The organism is Nocardiopsis listeri NBRC 13360, assembly GCF_001570765.1.
Classification (GTDB): Bacteria; Actinomycetota; Actinomycetes; order Streptosporangiales; family Streptosporangiaceae; genus Nocardiopsis; species Nocardiopsis listeri.
Genome location: NZ_BCSH01000020.1, coordinates 62,991 through 89,965, shown reverse-complemented (window position 1 = coordinate 89,965; position 26,975 = coordinate 62,991). Strand labels below are relative to the sequence as shown.

At 70.7% G+C, this 26,975-nt stretch carries 18 protein-coding genes; 13 read left to right on the top strand and 5 right to left on the bottom strand.

Annotated elements, in window-relative coordinates; genetic code table 11:
- The first annotated feature begins 120 nt into the window (after positions 1 to 120).
- The 5 genes from NLI01S_RS07365 to NLI01S_RS07345 all read left to right on the top strand — a co-directional run bounded on the left by NLI01S_RS07365 (position 121) and on the right by NLI01S_RS07345 (position 6,954).
- A complete protein-coding gene (locus NLI01S_RS07365; RefSeq protein WP_067601234.1) occupies positions 121 to 990 on the top strand; it encodes an FAD binding domain-containing protein in 870 nt (289 codons plus the stop codon).
- Complete coding sequence (locus tag NLI01S_RS07360; RefSeq protein WP_067601231.1) at positions 981 to 1,496, top strand: (2Fe-2S)-binding protein; 516 nt, start codon at positions 981 to 983, stop codon at positions 1,494 to 1,496. The genes NLI01S_RS07365 and NLI01S_RS07360 overlap by 10 nt, the downstream gene beginning before the upstream one ends.
- Positions 1,493 to 2,851 (top strand): 8-oxoguanine deaminase, encoded by a 1,359-nt coding sequence (locus NLI01S_RS07355; protein ID WP_067601228.1) that lies wholly within the window; start codon positions 1,493 to 1,495, stop codon positions 2,849 to 2,851. Before NLI01S_RS07360 ends, NLI01S_RS07355 begins: the two co-directional genes overlap by 4 nt.
- Positions 2,851 to 5,283, top strand: coding sequence for a xanthine dehydrogenase family protein molybdopterin-binding subunit (locus NLI01S_RS07350; protein WP_067601225.1), 2,433 nt, complete (start codon positions 2,851 to 2,853; stop codon positions 5,281 to 5,283). The genes NLI01S_RS07355 and NLI01S_RS07350 overlap by 1 nt, the downstream gene beginning before the upstream one ends.
- Before the next feature lie 228 nt (positions 5,284 to 5,511).
- Positions 5,512 to 6,954: an NCS2 family permease gene (locus NLI01S_RS07345; RefSeq protein WP_067601222.1), complete on the top strand. Its 1,443-nt coding sequence runs from the start codon at positions 5,512 to 5,514 to the stop codon at positions 6,952 to 6,954.
- 69 nt (positions 6,955 to 7,023) lie between these two features.
- Here NLI01S_RS07345 and NLI01S_RS07340 read toward each other — a convergent pair whose 3' ends face one another.
- Positions 7,024 to 8,229: a serine hydrolase domain-containing protein gene (locus NLI01S_RS07340; protein WP_067601219.1), complete on the bottom strand. Its 1,206-nt coding sequence runs from the start codon at positions 8,227 to 8,229 to the stop codon at positions 7,024 to 7,026.
- A 197-nt stretch (positions 8,230 to 8,426) separates the two neighbouring features.
- On the opposite strand from NLI01S_RS07340, the gene NLI01S_RS07335 reads away from it, so the two are divergent.
- Together NLI01S_RS07335 and NLI01S_RS07330 are read left to right on the top strand one after the other, a co-directional pair.
- On the top strand, positions 8,427 to 11,039 hold the full coding sequence (locus NLI01S_RS07335) for a molybdopterin-dependent oxidoreductase (protein ID WP_067601214.1): 2,613 nt from the start codon (positions 8,427 to 8,429) through the stop codon (positions 11,037 to 11,039).
- Complete coding sequence (locus NLI01S_RS07330) at positions 11,036 to 12,022, top strand: FAD binding domain-containing protein (protein ID WP_067601211.1); 987 nt, start codon at positions 11,036 to 11,038, stop codon at positions 12,020 to 12,022. Before NLI01S_RS07335 ends, NLI01S_RS07330 begins: the two co-directional genes overlap by 4 nt.
- A 100-nt stretch (positions 12,023 to 12,122) precedes the next feature.
- Here NLI01S_RS07330 and NLI01S_RS07325 read toward each other — a convergent pair whose 3' ends face one another.
- Positions 12,123 to 13,103, bottom strand: coding sequence for a D-alanine--D-alanine ligase family protein (locus NLI01S_RS07325; protein WP_223809149.1), 981 nt, complete (start codon positions 13,101 to 13,103; stop codon positions 12,123 to 12,125).
- A 26-nt stretch (positions 13,104 to 13,129) separates the two neighbouring features.
- The gene (locus NLI01S_RS07320; RefSeq protein ID WP_067601205.1) at positions 13,130 to 14,452 is read right to left on the bottom strand and encodes an aminotransferase-like domain-containing protein; all 1,323 of its coding nucleotides are present in this window, start codon (positions 14,450 to 14,452) and stop codon (positions 13,130 to 13,132) included.
- A 400-nt stretch (positions 14,453 to 14,852) separates the two neighbouring features.
- Here NLI01S_RS07320 and NLI01S_RS07315 point away from each other — a divergent pair, with 400 nt between their 5' ends.
- Positions 14,853 to 15,551 (top strand): hypothetical protein, encoded by a 699-nt coding sequence (locus NLI01S_RS07315; protein WP_157090976.1) that lies wholly within the window; start codon positions 14,853 to 14,855, stop codon positions 15,549 to 15,551.
- A 343-nt stretch (positions 15,552 to 15,894) separates the two neighbouring features.
- Here the strand turns inward: NLI01S_RS07315 and NLI01S_RS07310 are convergent, their stop codons facing one another.
- Positions 15,895 to 17,202 (bottom strand): GAF domain-containing protein, encoded by a 1,308-nt coding sequence (locus NLI01S_RS07310; protein WP_067601347.1) that lies wholly within the window; start codon positions 17,200 to 17,202, stop codon positions 15,895 to 15,897.
- Between the two features lie 509 nt (positions 17,203 to 17,711).
- The gene (locus NLI01S_RS07305; protein WP_067601203.1) at positions 17,712 to 19,265 is read right to left on the bottom strand and encodes a PucR family transcriptional regulator; all 1,554 of its coding nucleotides are present in this window, start codon (positions 19,263 to 19,265) and stop codon (positions 17,712 to 17,714) included.
- A 257-nt stretch (positions 19,266 to 19,522) separates the two neighbouring features.
- On the opposite strand from NLI01S_RS07305, the gene NLI01S_RS07300 reads away from it, so the two are divergent.
- From NLI01S_RS07300 to NLI01S_RS07280, 5 genes are all read left to right on the top strand, one after another.
- Entirely contained in the window at positions 19,523 to 21,037 is a 1,515-nt protein-coding gene (locus tag NLI01S_RS07300; RefSeq protein WP_067601201.1) for a sodium:solute symporter, read from the top strand.
- Positions 21,038 to 21,074: 37 nt separating this feature from the next.
- A complete protein-coding gene (speB, locus tag NLI01S_RS07295; protein WP_067601199.1) occupies positions 21,075 to 22,034 on the top strand; it encodes an agmatinase in 960 nt (319 codons plus the stop codon).
- Between the two features lie 5 nt (positions 22,035 to 22,039).
- Complete coding sequence (locus NLI01S_RS07290; protein WP_067601197.1) at positions 22,040 to 23,656, top strand: thiamine pyrophosphate-binding protein; 1,617 nt, start codon at positions 22,040 to 22,042, stop codon at positions 23,654 to 23,656.
- Positions 23,657 to 24,013: 357 nt separating this feature from the next.
- Complete coding sequence (locus NLI01S_RS07285; RefSeq protein ID WP_067601194.1) at positions 24,014 to 25,495, top strand: purine-cytosine permease family protein; 1,482 nt, start codon at positions 24,014 to 24,016, stop codon at positions 25,493 to 25,495.
- 31 nt (positions 25,496 to 25,526) lie between these two features.
- Positions 25,527 to 26,960 carry an aminobutyraldehyde dehydrogenase gene (locus NLI01S_RS07280; RefSeq protein WP_067601191.1) on the top strand — a complete coding sequence of 478 codons (1,434 nt, stop codon included), beginning with the start codon at positions 25,527 to 25,529 and terminating at the stop codon, positions 26,958 to 26,960.
- The last annotated feature ends 15 nt before the right edge of the window (positions 26,961 to 26,975 follow it).

Below are 26,975 nucleotides of genomic sequence, written 5' to 3'. Positions count from 1 at the left end.
GTCTGGATTTCGAGTGGTGTACTTCACAGGATCGCCCCCTAGTAACCGAGATCGCCGGTTCCATCGAAGGTCCGCGTCGACCAGGACGCGGCCGGACCACAGCGCAGGACGAGGACGAGCATGGAATTCCTGAGGCCCTCCACGTTGGTGGAGGCCCTAGAGGCCAGGAGCGCCCACCCCGACGGTGTGCCCATCATGGGCGGCACCGACGTGATGGTGGCCTTGAACTTCGACAAGAGCCGACCTCCGGCCCTGATCGACCTGACCCGGGTCCCGGAGCTGACCGAGTGGGGCACCGACAGTGACCACACCCGGTTGGGCGCCGGGGTCCCCTACACCAAGGTCATCGAGCACCTGAGCGGTGCCGCGCCGGCGTTGGCCAAGGCCTCCCGTTCGGTGGCCTCCCCACAGATCCGCAACCGAGGCACCGTGGGCGGCAACCTGGGCGGGGCCTCCCCCGCCGGGGAGTCGCATCCGCCGCTGCTGGCCACGGACGCCGAGATCGAGGTGGCGTCGGTGCGCGGCACCCGCAGGGTCAAGGCGCGCGACTTCTACCTGTCGTTGCGCAAGACGGCCCTGGCCGAGGACGAGCTGATCACCGCGATCCTGCTTCCGCGCGCCACCGGGCCGCAACAGTTCGCCAAGATCGGAACCCGCAACGCCATGGTCATCGCCGTGACCTCCTTCTCGCTGGCGTTGGACACCGACAACCGGAAGGTGGGCACCGGGGTGGGCTCGGCCGGGCCGACCCCGCTGCGCGCCGAGACCGCCGAGGAGTTCTTGGAGGCCGAGTTCGACTGGGAGGACGGTCGTCCCCTGGCCGAGTCCGTGGTGCGCCGTTTCGGTGATCTGGTGGCCGCGGCCGCCCGTCCCATCGACGACCAGCGCGGCAGCGCCGACTACCGCAAGCACGCCCTGTCGGTCATGGCCCGCCGTGCCCTGAGCTGGTCCGTCACCGACTACCGGAAGGAGTCCTCACGATGCGCGTGAATTTCAAGGTCAACGGTGAGGACGTCACCGCCGACAACGTCTGGCCGGGCGAGAGCCTGTTGTACGTGCTGCGGGAGCGCTTGGGGCTCCCGGGCAGCAAGAACGCCTGCGAACAGGGCGAATGCGGGTCGTGCACGGTCTACTTCGACGGTGTGACCGCGTGTTCGTGCATGATCGCCGCCGGGCAGGCCGAGGGCCGCGAGGTCGGCACCGTGGAGGGGCTGGCCAAGGAGCCGGGCAAGGGCGGTGACCGTACCCTGGGCGACGTTCAGGAGGCGTTCGTGGCGGCGGGCGCCGTGCAGTGCGGCTTTTGCACCCCCGGCCTGTTGGTGCAGACCGACGACCTGCTGGAGCGCACCGTGGGCGCCGGCAAGGACGCCCCGGCCGACGCCGAGATCCGTGAGGCCCTGGCCGGCAACCTGTGCCGTTGCACCGGGTACGAGAAGATCATCGACGCGGTGCACCTCGCCGCCGAGCGCCGTGCCGAGGCCGGGAGCGCCTCATGAGCAGGGTCATCGTGATCGAGGGCGCCCACGTGGTGACGGTGGACGGCCCCGAGTACGCCGACGGTCACGTCGTGGTGCGCGACGGACGCATCGCCGCGGTGGGCACCGGCCCCGCCCCCGTCGTGGAGGGAGACTTCGAGCGGATCGACGGTCGCGGGTGCGTGGTCACCCCCGGTCTGGTCAACACGCACAACCACCTCTACCAGTGGGCGACCCAGGGCCTGTTCGCCGACGGCACCCTCTTCGAGTGGTTGGTGGGTTCCTACGAGATCTGGCACCGTCTGGACGCCGAGGTGGTGTCCGGGACGACCTCGGCCGGGCTGGCCCACCTGGCGCTGTCGGGCTGCACGACCGCCTCGGACCACCACTACATCTACCCGGCGGGGCGCGGCGACATCGTGGCGGCCGAGGTCGAGGCCGCCCGCGAGGTGGGTATTCGTCTGGACCTGGCGCGCGGTTCGATGGACCGCGGCCACAGCCAGGGCGGCCTTCCCCCGGACAGTGTCGTGGAGTCCTTGGCGGGTGCCCTGTCGGGTACCGCCGAGGCGATCGACACCTACCACGACACCTCCTTCGACTCCATGACCCGGATCGCGGTGGCCCCCTGCTCACCGTTCTCGGTCTCCCGGGAGTTGATGGTCGACGCCGCGACGTTGGCCCGCGACAAGGGTGTGCGGCTGCACACCCACCTGGCCGAGACCCTCGACGAGGAGGAGAAGTGCCTGGCCGAGTTCGGGTGCACCCCCGTGGAGTACGCCGAGAAGCTGGGCTGGCTGGGCGATGACGTGTGGTTCGCGCACGCGGTGCACCTGTCGGACGCCGCGATCGGTCGGATCGCGGCCACCGGCACCGGTGTGGCGCACTGCCCCACCTCCAACGCCCGCCTTGGCGCGGGTATCTGCCGGGTGACCGAACTGTTGGAGGCCGGCGCCAAGGTCGGTCTGGGTGTGGACGGCCCCGCATCCAGCGAGCTGACCTCGATGGCCGGCGAGATGCATCAGGCCCTGCTGATGGCCCGGGCCCGCAAGGGGCCCCAGGCCCTCACCGCTCGACAGTCCCTGGAGATGGCCACGCTGGGTGGCGCCCGGGTGCTGGGCCGCGACCGCGAACTGGGGTCGTTGTCGGTGGGCAAGCTCGCCGACCTGGCCCTGTGGCGGGTGGACGGGTTCGGCCACGACGTCATCGACGACCCGGTGGTGGCGATGGTGTTCGGTCCCACGCCGCCCCTGGAGCGCCTGCTCGTCGGCGGGAACACCGTCGTCGACCACGGCGAAATGCGCACTTTGTCGGCCCAGAGCGCCGCCGCGCGCGGCCGCGCCGCACACCGGAGTCTGACCCAGGAGGTGAGCCGCTGATGGCGGCGACGACCCGTACCGTCACGGACCTTTCCAGCACGACCAAGGACGGCGTGGGCGCCAGCCCGCGCCGACCGGACGGCACGCTGAAGGTGACCGGCGAATTCGCCTATTCGTCGGACATGTGGATGGAGGACATGCTGTGGGGCGCCACCCTGCGCAGTCCCCACCCGCACGCCAGGATCCTCGGCATCGACATCACCGAGGCGCTCAAGGTGCCCGGTGTGCAGGCGGTGCTGACCCATGAGGACGTCCCCGGCACCAAGCGCTACGGCCTGGAACACCAGGACCAGCCGGTGCTGGCCTTCGACAAGGTGCGCTACAAGGGCGAGTCGGTGGCGATCGTGGCCGCCGACCACCCCGAGACCGCCCGGCGGGCGATGGAGCGCATCAAGGTCGACTACGAGGTGCTGGCCCCGGTGAGCGACTCCCGGCGCGCGGCCCTGGACCCCGACTACCCACTGGTGCACGACAAGGGCGAGTTGCCCGAGCACCCCGAGTTCAACCAGAGCGGCAACCGGCTGCGCTACCAGCCCATCCGTACCGGCTCGTTCGTGGACGTGGCCGGTTCCAAGGAGGGTCAGGAAAAGACCCTGGAGCGACTGCGCGCCGAGGCCGACGCCGTGGTGGCCACCGAGTACGAGGTGGGCATGCAGGACCAGGCGTTCCTGGGCCCGGAGTCGGGTATGGCGGTCCCGGCCGAGGACGGTGGGGTGGACCTGTACGTGGCCACCCAGTGGCTGCACGTGGACCAGAAGCAGATCGCGCCGGCCCTGGGGTTGCCCCAGGACAAGGTGCGGCTGACCCTGGCGGGCGTGGGCGGCGCGTTCGGTGCCCGCGAGGACCTGTCCATGCAGATCCACGCGTGCATGCTGGCGCTGCACACCGGCAAGCCGGTCAAGTTCGTCTACAACCGGGAGGAGTCCTTCTACGGGCACGTGCACCGCCACCCGGCCAAGATGCGCTACGAGCACGGCGCCAAGGCGGACGGCACCCTGCTGTACGCCACCCTGGAGATCATCGTGGACGGCGGCGCGTACGCGTCGGCCACCCCCGCGGTGGTGGGCGTGGCCTCCTCCCTGGGCATCGGCCCCTATGAGGTGCCGAACGTGCTGGTGGACGCCTACGGGGTGTACACCACCAACCCGCCGTGCGGGGCGATGCGCGGTTTCGGCGCGGTGCAGGCCTGCTTCGGTTATGAGTCGCAGATGGACAAGCTCGCGGAGAAGCTGGGCATGCACCCGGTGGACCTTCGGGTCAAGAACGCCATGGCGCAGGGCTCCCGGATCATCACCGGCCAGGAGATCGACATGCCGCTGCCCATGGCGGAGATGTTGGAGCGATGCCGTGACCTGCCGATGCCGGTGGAGCGCACCGAGCTGGAGGATCCCACCGACCAGCGCACCCTGCCCGGCGGCGTGGCGGGAACCACTCGCGGTGAGGGCGTGGTGCGCGGCGTGGGGTACGGCGTGGGCCTCAAGAACCTGTGCTTCTCCGAGGGGTTCGACGACTACTCCACCGCCCGTGTCCGTTTGGAGGTCGTCAACGGCGAACCGGTGGTGCTGGTGCACACCGCGGCCGCGGAGGTCGGCCAGGGGCTGGTGACCGTCAAGGGCCAGATCGCCCGCACCGAACTGGGCGTGGAGAAGGTCGTCATCGCGCCCTCCGACACCCAGGTGGGTTCGGCCGGTTCCTCGTCGGCCTCGCGCCAGTCGTACATGACCGGTGGCGCGGTGCGCACGGCGTGCGCGTCGGTGCGCGCCGAGGTGTTCGAGCTGGCCCGGCGCAAGGGCCTGGTGCCGGCCGGGGTCGAGGACACCGGGTTGGCGTTGGACGGCGGCAAGCTCGTCTCCGCCACCGACGGTGTGCTGGTGTCCCTGGCCGACCTCCTGGGCGAGTCCGCCCAGGGCGGCGAGGTGGTGGAGCACACCCGTGAGTACCACCACCGACCCACCGAGATGATCGACCCGGACCTGGGGCAGGGAGACTCGCACAACCAGTTCGGCATGTGCGTGCACCGTGCCGTGGTGGACGTGGACGTGGAGCTGGGCCTGGTGAAGGTCGTGGCCCTGGACGCCGTCCAGGACGTGGGCAAGATCCTGCACCCGCAGCAGCTGGCCGGGCAGATCCAGGGTGGTTCAGCCCAGGGCCTGGGGTTGGCGCTGATGGAGGAGATCCAGGTCAAGGACAGCGAGATCCGCAACCCGTCCTTCACCGACTACCTCATCCCGACCATCCTCGACACCCCGCCGATGCGCATCGACGTGTTGGAGCGTCCCGACCCGCACGCTCCGTACGGTCTGCGCGGCGCGGGCGAGCCGCCGACGCTGTCGTCGACCCCGGCGATCGTGGCCGCGGTGCGCGACGCGACCAGGCGCCCGCTCACGCACGCGCCGGTGCGTCCGGAGGACATCGTCGGCATCGACCTGTAGGTCGCCCGGCGTGTCTTGAGGCGTCCATCGAACCGGGGAGGGGCGGCAAGCGCCCGTCGTCCCTTCCCGCCAAGACCCGCCCGCCCCGGATCCTGCCGACGCCCTCGGCCCCGGGGTGGGCGGCCGAGGGGACGACGTCGTCCCCTCGTGCCCGAATCCGACTACGCAGAGTAGTCAACCCCCCTTAAAACACGGCCCTGCCGTGCTCATATCCCTCCAGGAGGGGACATGACCCGACTCGACGACTCCGGAGCGCGTTCCGCAGAGCGCTCCCCAACGGATCGATCCTGGCTCGACCGCTTCTTCCTCGTCAGCGAACGGGGGTCGACCTTCGGTCAGGAGGTCCGCGGAGGGCTGACGACGTTCATGGCGATGGCCTACATCATCGTCTTGAACCCGATCATCCTCAGCGGCGTCACCGACGTGAACGGCGACCAACTCTCGGCCGGCCAGCTGACCACCATGACCGCCCTGGCCGCCGGGCTGGTCACCATCATGATGGGTGTGGTGGGCAGGGCCCCCATCGCCTGCGCGGCGGCCCTCGGTGTGATGGCGGTGGTCGCCTACCAGGCGGCGCCGGTGATGGCCTGGCCGGAGGTGATGGGTCTGGTCGTGTGGCAGGGCATCGCCATCATCCTCATGGTGCTGACCGGGGTGCGCACCGCGGTGATGAACGCGTTGCCGTACAACCTCAAACTCGCCATCGGCGTGGGCATCGGTCTGTTCGTGTCCCTGATCGGCCTGGCCAACATCGGGTTCGTCAGCGCCGGTGACGGCGACAGCCTCCTACAGATCGGCGCCGCGGGCGGCGGTGGACACCTGGACGGGTGGCCGATCCTGGTGTTCGTGGCCGGGCTGATCCTGGCCTCGGTGCTGCTGGCCCGCCGGGTTCCCGGTGCGATCTTCTACGGGATCATCGGCGCCACCGTGCTCGCGGTGGTCCTGCACTACGCGCTGAGCCTGGACCCCGAGTCCTGGGGCGGCGGTGTGCCGGAGCTGCCCGGCAGCCCGTTCGCCGCGCCCGACTTCGGGTTGCTGTTCCAGGTGGACCTGTTCGGTGCCTGGACCACGGCCGGACCGACCACCGCCGGGGTCATCCTGTTCACGCTGGTGCTGGCCGGGTTCTTCGACGCCCTGGGCACCATCCTGGCCATCGGTACCAAGGCCGACATCGCCGACGAGAACGGGCAGATGCCACGGGTCAACCAGATCCTCATCACCGACGGCGCCGGCGCCGTGGCCGGGGGTCTGACCAGTTCCTCGGCGACGCTGGTGTTCGTGGAGTCCACCGTGGGGGTGAGCGAGGGGGCGCGCACCGGTCTGGCCAGTGTCGTCACCGGGCTGTTCTTCCTCAGCGCGATCTTCTTCGCCCCGGTGTTCGGCATGGTGCCGGCAGAGGCCGCCTCGGTGGCGATGGTGCTGGTGGGCGCCATGATGATGATGCACGTGGGGCAGATCGCCTGGAACGACTTCTCGGTGGCCATCCCCGCCTTCCTCACGATCGTGATGATGCCGTTCGCCTACGACATCGCCAGCGGGATCGGTATCGGGATCATCGCGTACACGGTGATCCAGTCCGCTCAGGGGCGCTTCCGGGAGGTCGGTTGGCTGATGTGGATCCTGACCGCGGTCTTCTCCTTCCACTTCGCCATGCACGCGATGGGCTTGTAAGGAGTCCCGCTCGTCCGTGGCCGGGGCTTCGCGCCCCGGCCACGGGTGTGTTCGGGGTAGGTCGCCGGCTCAGGGCAGGACCGTGGCCAGGCAGCGGTCCAGGGCGCCGCGCAGGGCCACGTCGCGCGGATCGTTCCAGATCCGCAGACCCATCCGGTTGGGTACGTAGCCGTAGCCGGTGCCGGTGGCCGGGTCGGCGAAGCCGAAGGAGCCACCGGCTCCCGGGCTGCCGTAGGCGCGGTCGTCGGTACCGAAGCGCCATTCGGGGAAGGGTTTCCACAGCCCTGACGAGTAGCGGGTGCGGACCTTGAGGTTGACGTCTCGTTCCCCCTCGGAGGGCGGCGCGGGCTGTTCCTCCAAGCCCAGCAGGCTTTCGTCGCGTACACCCAGTATCGGCGCGCCTTGCGCGAACTCGCCGTAGAGCGCGGCCAGCGAGCGGGCGGTCGCGAAGCCGTTGCCGTGCGGCAGCTCCACCGATCGGTAGGTGGGGCCGGCGAGTTCGTCGGCGGTGCGCAGCGGTGGGTTGGCGAAGGTGCGCGCGGCGATGCTCCAGGGCAGGCAGCGCGCGAGTACGTGGCCGAGGGGGACGGCGGTGGGGTCGGCGGCCAGGTCGCGCCAGGACCCTCCGGTCAGGTGGGCGAGGCGTTCCTCGCCGATCCGCGCGGGAAGTCCCACGTACAGATCCAGGCCCAGGGGTTCCGCGAGTTCCTCCGACAGGTACGAGCCGACGGTGCGCCCGTCCACCCGGCGTAGCAGCTCGTTGACGTAGAGGCCGATGGTGACGCTGTGGTAGCCGTGCCGCGTACCAGGTTTCCATGCGGGCCTCTGGTCGGCCAGGACATCGGCGAGCCGGTCGTGGTCGGCCAACAACGCGGGGGTGAGTTCGGTGTCCAGGTAGGGCAGACCGGCCCGGTGGGAGAGCAGCTCGCGGACGGTGACGTGTTCCTTGCCGTGACGAGCGAACTCGGGCCAGTAACGGGCCAGTGGCCGGTCGTACTCGAACAGCCCCCGGGAATGGGCGTGTGCCAGGACCAGCGCGGTCACGCCCTTGGTGGCGGAGAAGACCAGGGCGAGGGTGTCGGACTCCCAGAGCGCCCCGGTCTGGGGGTCGCGTGTTCCCGCCCACAGGTCGACCACCGGGCGGCCGGCGTGGTGGACGGCCACGGCGGCGCCGGTCTCCCCGTGTTCGGCGAAGTTGTTCTGAAAGGCCTCGCGGACCGGTTCGAAGCCGGACTCGACCCAGCCATGGATGCGAGGGGGCGCGGTGAGGTACATGAAGGGAATCCTCGGGAGGGGGATGACGTGTACTTTCGTCGCCCGCCACAGTATGCGAAGCCCGACGAGGCCACGCGGTCGAACCGGGCTCCGGCGGGGGCCCGGACCGGCGTTTCCGGCGGAAAAGCCTTTGACAACGGAGGAAACCGCCGCTTAAGTAGACAGTGACAACTTTCGTCTGCCCGGGAAGTCGCCCCATGGACACCACCGTCAACGGCGCCCCCACGCCCACCCCCGACGAACCCGAGGTCAACGCCGCCGAGCACCTGCGCGGCACGCTCGGCCTGACCGGTACCAAGATCGCCTGCGGAAGCGGGGTGTGCGGCGCTTGCACCATCCTGGTCGACGGCTCCCCCACCGCCTCCTGCCTGCTTCCCTCCGCCCACCTGGCCGGACGTTCGGTCACCACCGTGGAAGGACTGGGCGGTGACCACCCCGTCCAGCGCGCCTTCGCCGCGCACGACGGCCTCCAGTGCGGCTACTGCACCCCCGGCTTCGTGGTGGAGGCCTCCGTGTTCGTGGACGCCTGGCGGACCGAGCACGGTGACACCGCGCCGGACCGCGACACGATCGCCGACGCCCTGGCCGGACACCTGTGCCGATGCGGGGCCTACGAGGGGATCTTCTCGGCCGTGGCCGCCGCCTGCGCCGGTGAGTTCGACACCGACCCCGTCGAGGCGCCACCGCGCGCGGACGCCCCGGCCAAGGTGACCGGACGCGCCCGCTTCACCGGTGACCACGCCCCGCCGGGCACCTGGACCGGAGTGATCGTGCGCTCCACCGTGCCGCACGCCCGGGTCCTGAAAGTGCACCCCGCGCCCGATGACGGCGGCGGTCGGGCGCCCCTGGTGGACCTGCTGGGCGAGGACCGCACCGTACGCCACGTGGGGCGGGCGATCGCCGCCGTGGCCGCGCCCACCCGCGCCGAGGCCCGTCGGCTGGCCGCGGCCGTACGAGTGGAACTGGAACCGTTGCCCTCGGTGACCACCGTCGACGCCGCCCGGGAGCCCGGGGCACCACTGGTGTACCCGACCAAGGCCGAACGCGCCGCCGCCCTCGGCTACGGTGAGGCGCCCGGCCCCAGGGCTCCGTGGAAGGACAACGTGCGCGGGCCCGGAGTGGTGAGTTGGCGTGGCCCCACGGCCGTCTCCCGTCTGCGCGCCGCCCGGCTGCGCGAGGACCCCCTGCTGGTGGCCGAGGAGTACACCACCGCCACCCAGGTGCACACCCCCTTGGAACCGCACGTGAGCGTGGCCTCCTGGGAGGGGGGACACCTGCACCTGCACGTGTCCACCCAGGCGCTGAGCAAGATGGTCGACAAGGTCACCGAGCGTTGGGACCTGCCGCGGGAGCGGGTGCACGTGGTGACCGAGTACGTGGGCGGGGGGTTCGGCGCCAAGGGTGCCCTGTCCCCGGACACGGTGGCCGCGGTGGAACTGTCCCGGCTGGTGGACGCACCGGTGCGGGTGTCGTTGGAACGCTCCGAGGAACTCGTCGACGCCGGCCACCGGCCCGGCAACCGCACCCGCGTGGCTCTGCTGGCCGGCTCCGAGGGCGACCTGCGTGCGCTGGCCGTGGACTCGGTGGGCGACGGCGGGGTGTCGGTCGGTTCCAACGTCGCCACCCTGGCCGCGCTGATGTACGGACGTTCGCCTCGACGGGTGCGCGACTTCGACGTGGTCACCAACCGGCCTCCGGGCGAACCCATGCGCGGACCCGGCGGGCCACCGATGGCGTGGGCGCTGGAGCAGGCCGTGGACACCATGGCGCTACGGCTGGGCGAGGACCCATTGTCGCTACGGCGACGGTGGGACGGCAACCCCAAGCGTCGGGCACTGTACGAACGGGTGGCGCAGCTGCCACTGTGGCGGGATCGTCCTCGTGGGGAGCGCACCGGCCGGTTCCGGCGCGGGGTCGGATTGGCCGCCGCGGGCTGGCCCTACCTGCTGGGGCCTCAGGCCCGGGTGGAACTGACCGTGCGCGGCGGTGAGCTGGTGGTGCGTTCGAGCACCCAGGACATCGGCACGGGCATCCGGACGGTGCTGGGCGACGTGGTCGCCGAGCGGCTGGGCATCGGCGCCGACGGCCTGACCGTGGAGATCGGGCACGGCTCCTCGGTGCACGGCACCGGGTCCTTCGGCAGCCGCACCACCACCTCGATGGGACCGGCCGCGGCCGACGCCGCCGACCGGTTGCGCGACGCCCTGCGTGAGCACTCCCCCGACGTGCCGGCGTCGGGACCCATCCCCGAGCACACCTTCAAGGAGGCCTTGTCCCGGGTCGAGGGGTTGTCGGTGGTGGGCGAGCGCGGTCTGGACCGTTGGGGACGGCTCACCCCGAACATGGCCGGCGACCTGGCGGTGGGGCGCGGGATGAGCGGGGCGGTACACGTGATGGAGGTGGAGGTGGACACTCTGCTGGGCCGGGTCCGCCCCACCCGCTGCTGGGCCGGGATCGCGGCCGGGCGCCTCTACAACGAACGCATGGCCCGCAACCAGTGCGAAGGCGCCGTCGTCCAGGGGGTGGGCTACGCGTTGTTCGAGGAGCGACGCGACGACCCGAGCACCGGCGTCGTGCTCTCCAACGACCTGGAGGAGTACCGGATACCCGGCATGGGCGACGTTCCCGAGACCGAGGTGTACTTCCATCAGGAGGGTTTCGAGCACGTGCCCGGCGGTGGGATCGGGCTCGGCGAGGTGTCTGTGGTGGGGGTGGCGGCCGCGCTGGGCAACGCCGTCTTCGACGCCACCGGCGTCCGCCACCGCGACCTGCCCCTGCGCCCGGACCGACTGATCGGAGCGACGCGATGACCGTGACCCGACCCACGAGCGTGGCCGAGGTGTCGGCCGACCTGGCACGGCCGGGGGTGCGCCCGCGCGCCGGGGGCACCGACCTGATGGCATGCCTGGAGACCGGAGTGCTCACCCCCGGTCCCCTGGTGGACCTGCTGGGGGTGCCCGGCCTGGACGAGGTGGTCTGGGAGGCCGACGGTTCGGCCCGTGTGGGGGCGATGACCACCGTCGCCACGTTGGGAGCCGACCCAACTCTGGTCACGGCCTATCCGGCGTTGGCGGCCACCGCCCGGGCCCTTGCCACCCCCCAGATCCGGGGCACGGCCACCCTCGGCGGCAACCTGCTCCAGCGCAATCGTTGCGCCTACCTGCGCAACCCGGCCTTCGACTGCTTCCAGACCGGCGGGGACTCCTGTCCGGCTCGGGAGGGCGACCACCTGCGCGGCGTGGTGGTGGACCAGGGACCGTGCGTGGCCCCGCATCCGTCGACGTTGGCGGTGGCGCTGCTGGCCTATGAGGCGAGCGTGCGCTTGGAGGGCGGCCCGGTCCCCGAAAGGGCGATCGTCGACCTGTACGAGGGCACCGACCCCACACGTGAGCACACGCTGGGTCCGGGCACGTTGTTGACGGCCGTGTCACTGCCGGTTCCGTACCCGGGCGAGCGCTTCGCCCATCGAAGGGCGGCCGGACGTTCCCGGGCGGAGTGGCCGTTGGTGGAGGTGGTCGTTCGGCTGGAGTGCGCCGACCGGGGCCGCGGACCCGTGGAGCGGGCGGCGGTGGCGGTGGGCGCGGTGGCGCGCACCCCCTTGCGGCTACCCGAGGTGGAAAGCGCCCTGGTGGACGTGGCACCCGGCGGGAACCTGCCCGATCGGGTGGAGGAGGCGTTGACCGCCCTGGCCGATCGGTGCTCTCCCCTGCCCGCCACCGGGTACAAGGTCCCCTTGCTCCAGGGCACGGTCCGTGATGCGATCGAGAGGGCCCTGGAGGTTCCGAGCCGGTGACACGGGCTCGGGTCCCTTCCGGGGCCGCGTTCGGGTGGGCCGCCGTGGCGTGGCGGCCCACCCGGTTCCGTCGGTCAGTGTCCCGTCGACCGGTGTCGGTTCAGCCGCGCAGGTGCGCCTGGTGGGCGAGTTCGCGGCACAGCAGCGCGAAGTCCAGCCCTTGTGCCGCGGCCGCCATCGGGAAGGTGGACGTCTCGGTCAGACCCGGGGCGACGTTGGTCTCCAAGAAGACGACCTCGCCGTCCGGGGCGACCATGAGATCGGTGCGTGACAGGTCGCGCAGGCCCAGGGTGCGGTGCGCGGTCAGCGCCACCTCGGTGGCGGCGGCCAGTACCGACTCCTCCAGACGTGCCGGGCAGAAGAACTCGGTGCGGCCGGCGGTGTAGCGGGCCGCGTAGTCGTAGACCCCGCCGTCGGGAACGATCTCCACCGGGGGCAGCGCCACGGGCCCCGAACCGGTGTCCAGGACGCCCACGGCCAGTTCGGTGCCCTGGACCAACTCCTCGACCAGCGCGGAGTCGCTGTAGGCAAAGCAGGACATCAGGGCGGTGGACAGGTCCTTGGCCGAGGTCACGGGGGTGGCGCCGAACGCCGAACCGCCACGGTCGGGCTTGACGAACAGTGGCAACCCGAGCCGTTCGATGAGCTTGTCCAGGAGCGCGGGCGCGCCCAGGTCATGGAAGGCGGACTTGGGCAGGGTGGCGCCACGCGGCACCCGAACGCCCTGCTCGGCCAGCAGGGCCTTGGCGGCGGGCTTGGCGTAGGCGAGCCGACAGGACTGGGGACGGGCGCCCACGTAGGACACCCCGGCCAGTTCCAGGACCTCGCGGATCGCGCCGTCCTCACCGGCGGAGCCGTGCAGGACGGGGAAGACCACCTGAGGCGGATCGTCGGCCAAGCGCTGGAGAAGCCCGGAGTCGACGTCGGCGACCTGTACTTCGACGTCGAGTCGGCGCAGGGCCTCGGCCACGCTGCGGCCGGATTGGACGCTCACCTCGTGTTCGGGGGACAGTCCCCCGGCGAGAACGAGGACCCGGTCAAGGTCGGCCACGGCGCGGACCTCCTTCTGTGCTGCTGTCATGGTGGCTGGTGCCCCTAACGGGGGTGTCAGGGAAGGTCGGGGCTGGGGGCCTGGCTGCCCTCGGTGGGCACGGCCATGGCGGGACCGAACGTGTCGCGCAGGTCCATCTCGCCCTCGATGGCTCCGACGAGTCTGCGCACGCCCTCCCGGATCTGTTCGGGTGTGGGGTAGCAAAAACTCAATCGCATGCTGTCACGGCCACGACCGTCGGCGAAGAAGCCGGTGCCGGGCACGTAGGCGACACGGTGGTTGACCGCGCGCGGCAGCATCGCCTTGGCGTCGATGCCCTCGGGAAGGGTCGCCCAGACGAAGAACCCGCCCTCGGGCCGGGTCCAGGTACAGCCGTCCGGCATCATCGTGTTGAGCGCGCCGAGCAGGGCGTCGCGCCGCTCGCCGTACATGCTGTTGAACGTCTTGATCTGCTCGCGCCAGGGGAAGGTTTTGAGGTAGCGGCGCACCACGAGCTGGTTGAACGTGGAGTGGCTGAGCATCGCCGACTCCGCGGCCAGCACGAGTTTGGCGCGCACCGCCGAGGGCGCCAGCGCCCAGCCGATGCGCAGTCCCGGTGAGAGCGTCTTGGACAGCGATCCCAGGTAGATGACGTTGCCGTCGCCCTGCGAGTACAGGGTGGGCTGGGGTTCGCCGTCGTAGCGAAGCAGACCGTAGGGGTTGTCCTCGACGATCAGGACGTCGTGGCGTCGGCAGACCTCCATCACCCGCACCCGACGCTCGGCGGACATGGTGATGCCGCCGGGGTTCTGGAAGTTGGGGATCGTGTAGAAGAACTTGACGGTGCGCCCGGCCTTGGCCGCCGCGGTGAGGGCGCGGTCGAGTTCGTCGGCGTCCACGCCCTCGTCGTCCATGCTCACGTGGCGGATGTCGGCCTGGAACGCGGCGAAGGTGTTGATCGCGGTGACGTAGGTGGGCGCCTCGGTCAGCACGATGTCGCCGGGGTCGACGAAGACGCGGGTGATCAGGTCCAGGGCCTGCTGGGATCCGACGGTGACGATGACGTCGTCGGGGACGGACTGGACGCCCTCGAGGGTCATGTAGTCGCAGATCTGCTCGCGCAGGACGGGGTCGCCCTGAGCGGAGCCGTACTGCAGGGCGGCGGCGCCCTCCTCGGAGACCACGTCCTTGACCAGGTCACCGATCTGGTCGAGTGGAAGGGCGGCGACGTTGGGCATGCCGCCCGCCAGGGAGACGATCTCGGGGCGGGAGGCGACCGCGAAGAGTGCCCTGACCTCCGATGCGACCATGCCCTGTGCTCGATGTGCGTAGCGGCCGACGTGCGGGTCGATACGCGAGCCCTGTTGGCCGGGCTGCTGCTCTCGGTGGTCAGCGGACACGGTCCACCTCCGAAGGAAGGACGATCTTGTGGGGTCTGCCGGGTCGTCCCGGGAGATCTTCGTTGATTCCTGGTTCGACGCCGATCGGGTCCCCTTGGTTCACGCGAGGCCACCGTGACGGCCGGGCCGTGTGCGGCTTTCGGTGAGTCGGTCGGGTCGTGTTGAACCGTGGAACACGGTTCGGGAAATATCCGGAGTCTAGCCCAGTGGTCGTGTGGGCACCCCCCATCAGGGCGTTCCTGTGCTCTGACGCACATCGTCGCAGGCGTTCGAGCGCCGCGTCGGTGACGGTACCCGGGTGCGCGACCCGACTCACACAGGAATGACCAGAACATGACGCACTTTTCACCCCTACCACCCGAGTCGGACATGGGTGCTTTCTGGGTTTTCGAGGACATTGGTGCGGTGGACCATCGCTCCCGGTGACGGGTGCGCCACCCGAGAACCGGAGGAGACCATGGGCGTCCGCTCGACCACCCTCAGCATCTCCGCGACGCTGCTGCTGTGCGGCGCGCTGACCTCGTGCACCGACCCGGCACCCACGGAACAGGAGATCGACGCCGAACGGCTGGAACTGGCACGGGCCGCCGACGCCCTGTCCGCTTCGGTGCTACGACCGGGCGTCGAACGCGCCTTCGCGCGCAAGGGTCACCCCGTCGACGGCACGCTCACCTGTGTCTCTCCCGCTGCCACCGGAGAACCCGATGCCTCCGGATCCCCCTCACCGTCCCCATCGGCCGAGCCGACACGGGACGACGAGGAGGACACGGTCACCGCCGGCCGCGCCCGGAGCGGGACCGTCGAAGAGGACGAGGAAGACGCGGGGCACGTCAGCGGCGGCCTGGAGGTGGTCTGCGAGGGACTGGACCGCGACGGCGCCGAGTTGCGCTTCGAGGGCCGGCTCTCCTCCGAGGCCCTGGCCGAACGCGCCGCGGGCGACGACAGCCTGTCCGGTGTCTTCACCGGGGCCGTCGACGGCGAGGAGGTCTTCAGCATGGACTGTTTCCAGTGCGCGCCGCGGGAACCGGAGTCCGGAGAGGCGGAAGAGCCGGACGAGCTCGCGGACGAAGAAGCATCCGCCGCACCCGAAGCCGGCTGAAGTCATCGATGGCGGTGCGGCCCGATAACTCACACGACGGTCCGGGCCGCACCGCATCGTACGCGTACGCTCCCGGAGGATTCCCCCCGAACCTCCCGTGGAGCACTCCCCAAAAACGCGTCCGTCCTTACCCCCGTAACCCCCCTCAAGGCCCGCAGGACACGGACGCGCCCCGCACCGGTGAACTCCTCCGTGCCCTCTCTTGCCCGGAGGCCCCCACCGGTGGGCGGGCCGCGCATCCCCAAGTTGATCCCATCGGCTCGCACTCGGCAACGGTTGCAACAGGTTGCGACTTTCCCACCCAGGGTGACGATATGGCGACGTGTCGGGCGATCGGGGCGGTTCAGCCGGGGTGGTCGAACAGGGGAGTGCCCCCATCCCGGTCCAGCAGGGCCCGCACCCCCGGCGCCAACGAAGCGGGGAGCAGGTTCACCGACGTCTGCGAACCGATCACCCGAACCGTGACCTCGTCGGCGAAACGGTAGGGGCGGCTCTCGATCACACCACCCAGGTTGCGCCGGATCCGGGACAGCTCCGCGCGCACGGTGACCACGTGGGCGTCGGCGCCGAACACGTCCTTGGACAACTCGGCGCCCGAACGTCCCGCCCGGTGCACCGCCAACCGGAGGAGGAGTTCGGTGTGGCGCGGGGTCAGGTTGTGCACCCACTCGCCGCTCGGGCCGGCCACCGTCACCGTGGACGCACCGGGTTTGCGCAGGTCCAGGGTGACCGAGGTGGAACCGGCCCGCTCCCCGGGGCGCGGGCGGATGAGCCAACCGCCCGGCAGGGGTTCCAGACCGCACTCCCCCAAGGCGGGGATCCAGGCCGTTCCGCTCTCGCAGTGTTTGGGCAACAGCACCCGCCTGACCGGTTCCATGTGCACCGCCGCGGCGGTCCAGCCGCTGTCGTCCACGACCAGGGCGGGCCTGGTCAGTCCGGCCAACAGGGGCGCGGCCACCGAGCGCAACCTTTCCAGGTGGGTGTGGTGCAGCCCTTGCAGGTGTGCCTGGGCGAGTTGGGCGACCGCGTTGACCAGTGCCAGGGTGGAGGGGTGGATGGTGGAGACCGGGCCGGTGACGTCGATGGCGCCCAGGAGTCGCCCGTCCCGGGGGTCGTGCACGGGGGCGCATGCGCAGGTGAGGGCGTGCAGGTTGCGCACGAAGTGTTCGGCGGAGTAGACCTGCACGGGGCGACCGACCACCAGCGCGGTGCCGATGGCGTTGGTGCCGATGCTGCCCTCGTTCCAGAAGGAGCCCTCCACCAACCCGACCCGGTCGCCGACCGATCGCATCCGGTGGGATCCTTCACGCCAGAGCACCTGCCCCGAGGCGTCGGTGACCAGCATGATGTGGTCGGCCTGGTCGGCGACCGAGACCAGGGAACGACGGATCAGCGGCAACACCTCGGCGATGGGTGAGGCGTCGCGTTGACGTTGGAGTTCGTCCAGTCGGGCCATCCGTGGCGGGGGCCCACAGTCGGGATCGATGCCGAATCCGCGCATACGTTCCCAGGAGTCCTCGATCACCGGACGCAGCGGCGTGGGCGTGGGCCGCCCCGCGAGCAGCGCGTCGTGGGATCGGCGGAGCAGGTCGGCGTGCTCGCGCGCGTCCGCCCCGGAGGGCAGCGCCGTGTCCAGCGAAGAAAACGTCATGTGGGTCATCGGGGCATGTGCCCCCGCCCGGGGACGGGAGGGCTCGCCCCTTCCTCCTTCTACGTGGCCAGACCCCGAAGGACCGGGGTTCCCGTTAGGCGCCAGTTTCCTGGTTCGGCTACGGCGGGACCGAGGGAACCGGGACAGGCCCTTGTTTCGGAAGTCGTTCCGGCTCGATCCTTCCGTTTCCTGCTCGAATTATCCTTGGGTCGAACCGAACGCACTCGTCCGGTCTTTCCGGCAATACGCTCTGTTCCGTGCCACCGTTGGGGGTTTCGACACGGGGGTGCGCAGGTCATACGGGTGGGGTTCGAGATGGGTAGCATCCCCAGAATCGAAGCGGCTCACGAAACGTCGACGAAAATGGCCGGATGCGGCCAAACGGCGAGACCCTAATACACTCCGCCATTCGCGCGTTCGCGCAGGTGAACCGCTTTTTCACGGGTTTTCGGTCGACTGCCCGCACGTGCATCGGCCCGTGCGGGATCTCGTGAAAGTTCCCGTGCCCCTCAAGGGCGCCGGGTGAGGGCGAACCACAGGCGCATGCGCTGTTCGGGATCGGCCAGGTCTACGCCCAGGTCCCGTTCGATCCGCCCGATCCGGTAGCGGACGCTGTTGCGGTGCACGCCCAGGTCGGTGGCGGCCCGATCCCAGTTGCCGTGCCTGGCCAGCCAGGTGTGCAGGGTCAGGCGAAGGGTGTGCGCGGCCGGGGTGTCCTCATCGAGCGGGCCGAGGATCTGCCGAGCGCTTCGACCCGCGCCCTCGGGGTCGATGAGCGTGTCGAAGGGGTCGGTGGTGGCCGACCACAGCCGTGGTTCGTCCACGGCGCGGGCGCGCACCAGCAGCGCCGCGGCCCGACGGTCGGCGCCCGACAGGTCCTCGGGGGCGACGGCCGCGCTCAGGGCACCTATCCACCCGTGGGAACGCAGGAGTTCGAGATGGTCGTGGTGGGCACGCTCGCCCCGGTCGGCGAGGACGGCGCGCACGACACCGCCGCCCTCATCGGCGCCGAAGACCAGGTCGCTCAGGTGGGTGCCCAAAGGCAGGGCCGCGGCTGCGATGCGGTGCCCTCGGGAGGCGGGTGCCGCCCGCAGGACCCGGTAGCCGCCCCGGGGGACCTCACCCGAGCCGGTGGCGTGGGGATCAGGGATGCGGGTATCGGTGAGCTCGGTCAGTGCCGCGATGGCGCGGGGGTTCAGTTCGCCGTCCAACAGCAGCGCGGTGAGCGGCAGGCCGGGTGCGGGCGGTTCCTCACCCTCTGCGCGCAGCAGCAGGTCGAGCAGGGCGGTGGCGGTGCGCAGCACCTCCCGGTCGGTGATGCTCAGGGGTTCGGGGCGCCCCACCAGCACCACGCCCTGGTGTTCGGGCGGAGTGCCCACGGTGTGCAGGAAGACCTCGTCCGGGCCGCTTTCGGCCTTGGCACTGCGCGGACCCAGGGGGGTGGTGAGTTTGGTGAGCAGGGTGCGCAGTTCGGGGTCCAGGTCGGCCGGGGCCCCCTCGGTGCGGCGCACGGGCGCGTCGGGATCGGCGGGGACGAGGGCGACCCAGGCTCCGAGAGCGTCGGCCAACACCGCGGGCAACCGTTCGGCGGGGATGGGTGCGGTGACCGCGCGGGCCAAGGCCTGGTGGGACTCGCCCAGACGACGCAGGTCGCGCAGGTGGCGCTCTTCCAGTTCCTCGCCCACGGCGCGACTGACCGCGGCGAAGGGCGAGTTCCGTGGCACCTCCAGCAGCGGCAGGCCCTGCGACCGGCACTGTTCGACGAGGCCGGCGGGGACGGTCCGGTGGACGGGCGCCACCCCGAAGCCGAGTGCCCCCACCCCCGCTCGCACCAGTGAGGCCACGTAGGTGCGTATCTCCTGGGCGTCGGTGGGCAGGTTGGCCCCGGAGGTGAGGAGGAGTTCTCCACCGCGCAGGTAGTCGGCGGCCACGACGAGTTCGCTCGCCACCGCCCAGGTGATCGGTGGGTCACCGGCCTCGACCACCGTGGTCAGGGCCAGGTCGCGGCGAGCCACCACCACGCTCAACGGCACGTGGTGGGTGTCGCCCCTGCTCTTCGCCATGTCCTGGTCCCCTCGTCCCGCCGACCCGTCCGAGCCGGTCCTCGTGTCCTGGACATGACGTACACGAGGACGCCTTCCGCGACGACTGGACGATTCATCCAAAGTCCACCGGGAAGTGGTGCGATTCGGCCACTGGAGTGGAGCCTACCGACTATCTACGCTGACCGAAGCGATGTGACCTGCGTCAACATCTCCATGGCCCGACCCCTGTACGACGCCCCCGCCTGCCCCCGAACCACTCCCCGCAAAGGAGCTTCATGCTCATCGACACCGCGGTGATCGCCGCCTACCTCCTGGGCATGATCGGCCTGGGCTGGTGGGGCATGCGCCGTGCCAGGAGCAAGTCCGACTACCTGGTCGCCGGCCGCCGTCTGGGCCCGCTGATGTACGCGGGCACCATGGCCGCCGTGGTCCTGGGCGGCGCCTCCACCGTCGGCGGGATCGGCCTGGGCTACACCTACGGGATCTCCGGCGCCTGGCTGGTCGTGGCCATCGGCGTGGGCATCCTGGCCCTGCACCTGTTCTTCGCCGAGCGCATCTCGCGGCTGAGGGTCTTCACCGTCTCCCAGATGTTGGACCTGCGCTACGGCGGTGACTCCCGAATCGTGTCGGCCCTGGTCATGTGGGGTTACACCTTCGTTCTGACGGTGCCCTCGACCTTGGCCTTCTCCACCATCTTCAGCGGTCTGTTCGAACTGCCGCGCGTGGTCGCGATCATCCTGGGCGGTTCCATCGTGGTGCTGTACTCCACGATGGGCGGCATGTGGTCGGTGACGATGACCGACATGGCCCAGTTCGCGATCAAGACGATCGGGCTCCTGCTCATCCTGACCCCGGTGGCGGTGTGGTCGGCCGGCGGTTTCTCCGGGATGCGCGAGTCGTTGGATCCCTCCTACTTCGACCCCACCGCCATCGGCGGGCAGACCATCCTCACCTACTTCGTCATCTACTCGTTGGGGCTGCTCATCGGCCAGGACATCTGGCAGCGCGTCTTCACCGGCCGCAACGACAAGGTGGCCAAGGTGGGCGGCATCGGCGCGGGCGTGTACTGCCTGATCTACGGCGTGTGCGGCGCGATCATCGGCACCGCCGGCGCGGTGATGTTCCCGAACCTGGCCAACCCCGACGACGCCTTCACCCTCATGGTGGAGGCGACCCTGCCGGTGGGCGTGGCCGGTCTGGTCCTGGCCGCCGCCCTGTCCGCGGTGATGTCCACCGCCAGCGGCGCCCTCATCGCCTGCTCCACGGTGACCTCCACCGACCTGTGGCCGCGTGTGCGCGCCCTGTTCGGCGCGAAGAGGTCCGCCGAGGACGACCACAAGGAGGACGAGGTGGCCGCCAACCGGGTGTTCACGCTGGTCCTGGGTGTGGCGAGCATCTGTGTGGCGCTGGCCGTGGACGACGTGGTCGCCGCGCTCACCCTGGCCTACAACATCCTGGTCGGCGGCCTGCTCGTCGCGATCCTCGGTGGCCTGGTGTGGCGTCGCGGAACGCGCGCGGGCGCCCTGGCCTCGATGTCGGCCGGTTCCCTGGCCGTCATCGTGACCATGGCGATCACCGGCCTGCTCGCCAACGAACCCATCTACGTGGGGTTGGGCACCGCACTGGTGGTCTACGTGGCCGTCAGTCTGCTCACCCCGCCCACCGACCCCGCGGTACTGGAGCTGTGGCAGCGCCGCCTGCGCGGCCAGGACACCGGCGACGAGACCGCGACGGGAACCGACGAGGACGCCACGAGCGTCGCGTCCACCGACCCGACCCGGGACCGCTGACACCCATCGCGGAACCGACGACACAGGAATGGATCACATGAACGCACCGATCGGACCCACCGACTCCAGCCTCGTACCGCGCTTCGCGGGCCCGGCGACCTTCGCCCGCCTGCCCCGCCTCGACCAGGTGGAACGAGCCGACATCGCCGTGGTCGGGGTGCCCTTCGACACCGGTGTCTCCTACCGTCCCGGCGCCCGTTTCGGCCCCTCGGCGATCCGTGAGGCCAGCCGACTGCTGCGCCCCTACAACCCCGGCCTGGACGTGTCCCCGTTCGAGCGCCTCCAGGTGGTGGACGGCGGCGACATCGCGGTGAACCCGTACTCGGTCGGGGACGCCGTGGAGACCCTGGACCAGGGCGCCTCGGAGTTCGTGCGCGCCGGGACCCGCCTGGTGACCCTGGGCGGCGACCACACGATCGCACTGCCCCTGCTCAGGTCCCTGTACCGCGTGCACGGCCCGATCGCCATGCTGCACTTCGACGCCCACCTGGACACCTGGGACACCTACTTCGGTGAGCCCTACACGCACGGCACCCCGTTCCGACGCGCGGTGGAGGAGGGCATCCTCGACACCGAGGCGATCGCCCACGTGGGTACCCGCGGCCCCCTGTACGGCAAGCGGGACCTGGAGGACGATCGCCGCTTCGGGTTCGGCATCGTCACCGCCGCCGACGTGCTGCGCAAGGGCGTGGACGAGATCGCCGACGCGCTGCGTCAGCGCATCGGGAACCGGCCACTGTACGTGTCGGTGGACATCGACGTCCTGGACCCGGCGCACGCCCCGGGCACCGGTACCCCCGAGGCCGGCGGGATCACGAGCCGAGAGCTGCTGGAGATCCTGCGCGGGCTGGCCGACCTGAACCTGGTGGGCGCCGACGTGGTGGAAGTCGCCCCGGCCTACGACCACGCCCAGATCACCTCCACCGCGGCCTCGCACGTGGCCTACGACCTGGTGAGCCTGCTGGCCCTGAACCACCAGCGCAAGACGGAGGGCTGATCGACATGGGCGAGAGCGCGCCGCGCAACGGTGGCGACCTGGTCACCGAGACCCTGACCGCGTTGGGGTCCCGGGTGTGCTTCGGCATCCCCGGTCAGCACGCGTTGGGACTGTTCGACGCGCTGCGTCGAGCGCCCGGGCTGCGGTTCGTGTCGGCCAGGGTGGAGAACAACGCGGCCTTCGCCGCGGACGGGCACGCCCGGGTCACCGGTGAGGTCACCCCGTTGTTGGTCTCCACCGGGCCCGGCGCGCTGCTCACCCTGGCCTCGTTGCAGGAGTCCCGGGCGGCCTCGGCTCCGGTACTGGTGATCAGCAGCCAGGTGCCGCGGGCGGGGCTGGGCGGTGGCCGCCACGGCTACCTGCACGAGCTGCCCGAACAGGCGGCCTCCTTCGGCGACGTCACCAAGTCGACGTTCACTGTCCGGCACGCCTCCCAGATCCCCTCGGCGCTGGCCGAGGCCTGGCGGACCGCCGCCCGCGCGCCCGCGGGCCCGGTACTGGTGGAGATCCCGCAGGACGTGCTGTTGGAGCCGATCGTGGTGCCGCCGGTGACGGACGTGTCCGCGGCGCCGGCCCCGCTCGTTGCACGCGCGGAGGTGGTGGACGAGGCGGCTCGGTGGCTGGACGGGGCGCGACGTCCGGTGGTGCTGGCCGGTGGCGGGGTGAGCCGCTCGGGCGGACGGAAGGCGCTGCTGGAGCTGGCCGAGGCCCTTCGTGCTCCGGTGGCCACCACCTTCGGCGGCAAGGACGCCTTCCCGTGGGAACACCCGCTCTCGTTGCGCTCGTGGATCGAGGACCGGTACACCACCGAGTACCTGGAGGACGCCGACGTGCTCCTGGTGGTGGGTTCGGGTCTGGGCGAGTTGTCGAGCAACTACCACACCATGGCGCCCCGGGGGCGTGTGGTGCAGGTGGAGGCCGACCTCGGCAAGCTGGAGTCCAACGTCCCGGCTCTGGGGATCCACGGCGACGCAGCCCTGATCCTGGAGGCGCTGGCCGCGAAGGTGCGACCCCGCGCGAAGGACCCCGCGATCGAGGCCGAGGTCGCCCGGGTTCTGTCCCGAGTGGCCGAACGGCTGGCCGGGCAGGACCTGGCCGCCGAACAGTCCGTTCTGGCCGCGGTACGCGAAGCGCTCCCCGATGACGCTGCGAGCTTTTGGGACATGACCGTGCTGGCGTACTGGGCGTGGTCGGGCTGGGACCCGCGTGAGGGCACGATGCACTCGGCGCAGGGCTCCGGCGGACTCGGCTACGGGTTCCCGGCGGCGCTGGGCGCCGCCGCGACCGGTAGGGGTCCGGTGCTGGCGGTCTCCGGTGACGGTGGCGCCATGTACTCGATCGCGGAACTGGCCACCGCCCGCCAGCACGACCTGGACGTGACCTGGCTGATCGTCGACGACGGCGGCTACGGGATCCTGCGCGAGTACATGGAGGGCGCCTTCGGGGAGGCCACCCACACGGAGCTGGCCCGACCCGACTTCGTGGCCTTGGCCGCCTCGTTCGGGGTCCCGGCCACGTCGAGCTCACCGGAACGGGTGGGGGCCGACCTGGCCGCCGCGCTGGCCGCCCCGGGCCCGAGCGTGGTGGTGCTGCCCATGCACGTAAAGATATTCGCGCCGTAGGCGTCCGTTGAGGGTGGTGGTGGGCGACGGGTGGGCTTCGCCCCCACTCATCTGGACGGTGCCGTGTCCTGACCAGGTTCCCGGCCCCGTCCCGGGACACCGCCGTCCGCACCGGACGGTCGACCCCGGCCTCGGGGCACGCGTCAACGGCGCCGCGCGCCCCGGGGCAGCCCAACATCCGAGTTCTCCCCCGAACGAGAACCGAGGCCCCCGGCGGAGCATCGACGTTCCGTTCCGAAGGCGGCACGCGTCGACGACGCCGTGTGCCGACCCTTTCCCGTTGAATCCCCGCTCCTCCCATCCCTCAGTGGTACAGCCCTCAGGAGTACAGCCGTGTCCCAGTCCCTACCCGCCTGAGTGACGGTGGTGGAGACCCACGGGGTCGCCCCGATCCCGGTCTCCGACCAGTCCTCACGCCCCTTCGACCTGTTCCGTCTCGCCTTCGGCGGCGCCAACACCTTCGCCACGATCATCCTGGGCACCCTGCCCATCGCCTACGGGTTGGGGTTCGCCGCGGCGGCCGCCGCCACGGTGATCGGTGTGGTGCTCGGTGCGCTCATCCTCTCCCCCATGGCGCTGTTCGGCCCCCGCACACGCACCAACAACGCCGTCTCCTCCGGGGCTCACTTCGGTGTGGTGGGGCGTGCACTGGGCTCCCTACTGTCGTTGCTCACCGCCGTCACGTTCTTCTCGATCTCGGTGTGGGTGAGCGGTGACGCCATCGTCGGCGCCGCGCATCGGCTGGGGCTGCCCGGCGGCGACTCGCTGCGCGCCGTCTCCTACGGTGTGATCGCCGTGGCGGTGTTCGTGGTGTGCGTGTACGGCTACCAGTTCATGCTTTTGATCAACAAGATCGCCGTGGTCGCCGGCAGTGCCCTGATGTTGCTGGGCTTCGTGGCCTACGGGGGTGCCTTCGACCCCTCCTTCGCCGGCAGCGGCGACCACATCCTGGGCGGGTTCTGGCCCACCTGGGTACTGGCCGTGCTGACGGTGATGGCCAACCCGGTCTCCTTCGGCGGGTTCCTGGGCGACTGGTCGCGTTACATCCCGGCCACCACCTCCACCCGCAGACAGTTGGCGGCCCCGTTCCTGGCCCAGTTGTGCACCCTGCTGCCGTTCGGGTTCGGTCTGTTCACCGCCACCCTGGTCGCCGACCCCAACCGCTACGTATCCGGGCTCGCCGCGGTCTCCCCCTTCTGGTACGCGCTCCCGTTGCTGCTGGTGGCGCTGGTGGGCGGGCTGTCCACCGGAACGACGGCGCTGTACGGCACCGGGCTGGACTTCTCCTCTCTGGTGCCGCGTCTGAACCGGGTGCAGGGCACCGTCGTGGTGGGTTTCCTGGCCCTGACGCTGGTGTTCGTGGGCACGTTCCTGTTCGACTTCGTCGAAACGATCAACGCGTTCGCGATCCTCATCGTCCTGCTCACCTCCCCATGGATGGTGATCATGATGGCCGGCTACGTGTTCCGGCGCGGCCACTATCTGGTCGAGGACCTGCAGGTGTTCAACGAGGGACGCCGAGGCGGCGCGTACTGGTTCCGCTCGGGGATCAACTGGCGTGCGATGACCGCCTGGTTGCTGTCCGCCCTGGCCGCCCTGCTGTTCGCCAACACCCCACTGCTGGTCGGCCCCCTGGGGGACCTGGCCGCGGGCATCGACATCAGCCTCCCGGTGGCGCTGCTGACCGCCGCGATCGCCTACCCGGCGGCGCTGTTCCTCTTTCCCGAGCCGCGCTCGGTGTTCGGCCCCCAGGGCCCGCGCCTGGTGCCGGCACGAGAGGAGACCGAATCGGTCCCCGTGCCCACCACCGAGGACGCGCCGACCACCGCGGCCCACTGAGACCACCCACGACTTCGAGCAAAGGACCACGATGAGCAGTAACGCTCCCCTGTACAGCCTGGTAGACGGTCGGCCCCTGCACCCCACGGGCGGGACGACCCTGGACCTGGTCGACCCCGTCACCGGACAGGTGGCCGGTCGGGCCGGGGTCTGCGGGCCCGCCGAGGTGGAGTTCGCCATGGACTCCGCCGCACGCGCCTTCCGGACCTGGCGCCGGGCCACACCGGCACAACGCCAGGACGCCCTGTTGGCGATCGCCGACGGCCTGGCCGCACGCGCCGAGGAGTTCGCCGACGCCGAGTGCCGCGAGACCGGCAAGCCGCGCGCCTCGTTCCTCAACGAAGAGATCCCCTTCTGCGTGGACACCCTGCGATTCTTCGCCGGGTCCGCCCGACACCTGGAGGGCAAGGCCGCGGCCGAGTACGCCACCGACCGCACCTCCTGGATCCGCCGCGAACCGGTGGGCGTGTGCGTGGGCATCACCCCGTGGAACTACCCGTTGATGATGGCGGTGTGGAAGATCGGTCCGGCGCTGGCCGCGGGCAACACGGTGGTGCTCAAGCCGGCGGAGAGCACGCCCACCACCACCGTTCTGCTCGCCGGGATCGCCGCGCGGGCACTGCCCGCCGGTGTGGTCAACACGGTGGTGGGCGACCGCGACACCGGCCGCCTGTTGGTGGAGCACCCGGCCACGCGCCTGGTATCGGTCACCGGTTCGACCCGGGCGGGGGCACAGGTGGCCAAGGCCGCCGCCGACGACATCAAGCGGGTCCACCTGGAACTCGGCGGCAACGCCCCGGCCGTGGTCTTCGACGACGCCGACGTGGCCGGCGCCGCCGCCGGTGTGATCGCGGGCGGTTTCCTCAACGCCGGACAGGACTGCACCGCCGCCACCCGCGTCATCGTCCAGGAGGGGGCGCACGAGGAGTTCGTCGCCGAATTGTCCCGCCTGGCATCGGCTCAGGTCACCGGCCTGCCCTCTGACCAGGAGAGCGACTTCGGGCCGCTCAACAACGCCGACCAGTTCGCCCGGGTCACCGGACTGCTGGAGCGCCTGCCCGCCCACGCGCGGGTGGAGACGGGCGGCCACCGCGTGGGCGAGGCCGGGTTCTTCCTGGCGCCCACGGTCGTGTCCGGGCTGCGCGCCGACGACGAGATCGTGTTGGAGGAGGTCTTCGGCCCGGTCGTGACGGTGCAGCGCTTCGCGGACGAGAGCGAGGCGATCGAACTGGCCAACGGGGTCGAGCAGGGACTCGCCTCGTCGGTGTGGACCCGTGACCACGCGCGGGCCCTGCGGGTCTGTGCCGAGCTGGACTTCGGCGCGGTGTGGCTCAACACGCACGGCGACCTGCTCTCGGAGATGCCGCACGGCGGCTTCAAGCGGTCCGGGTACGGCAAGGACCTGTCGGCGTACAGCCTGGAGGACTACACCCGTGTCAAGCACGTGATGAGCGCCCTGGGCTGACGCCGTTCACGGAGC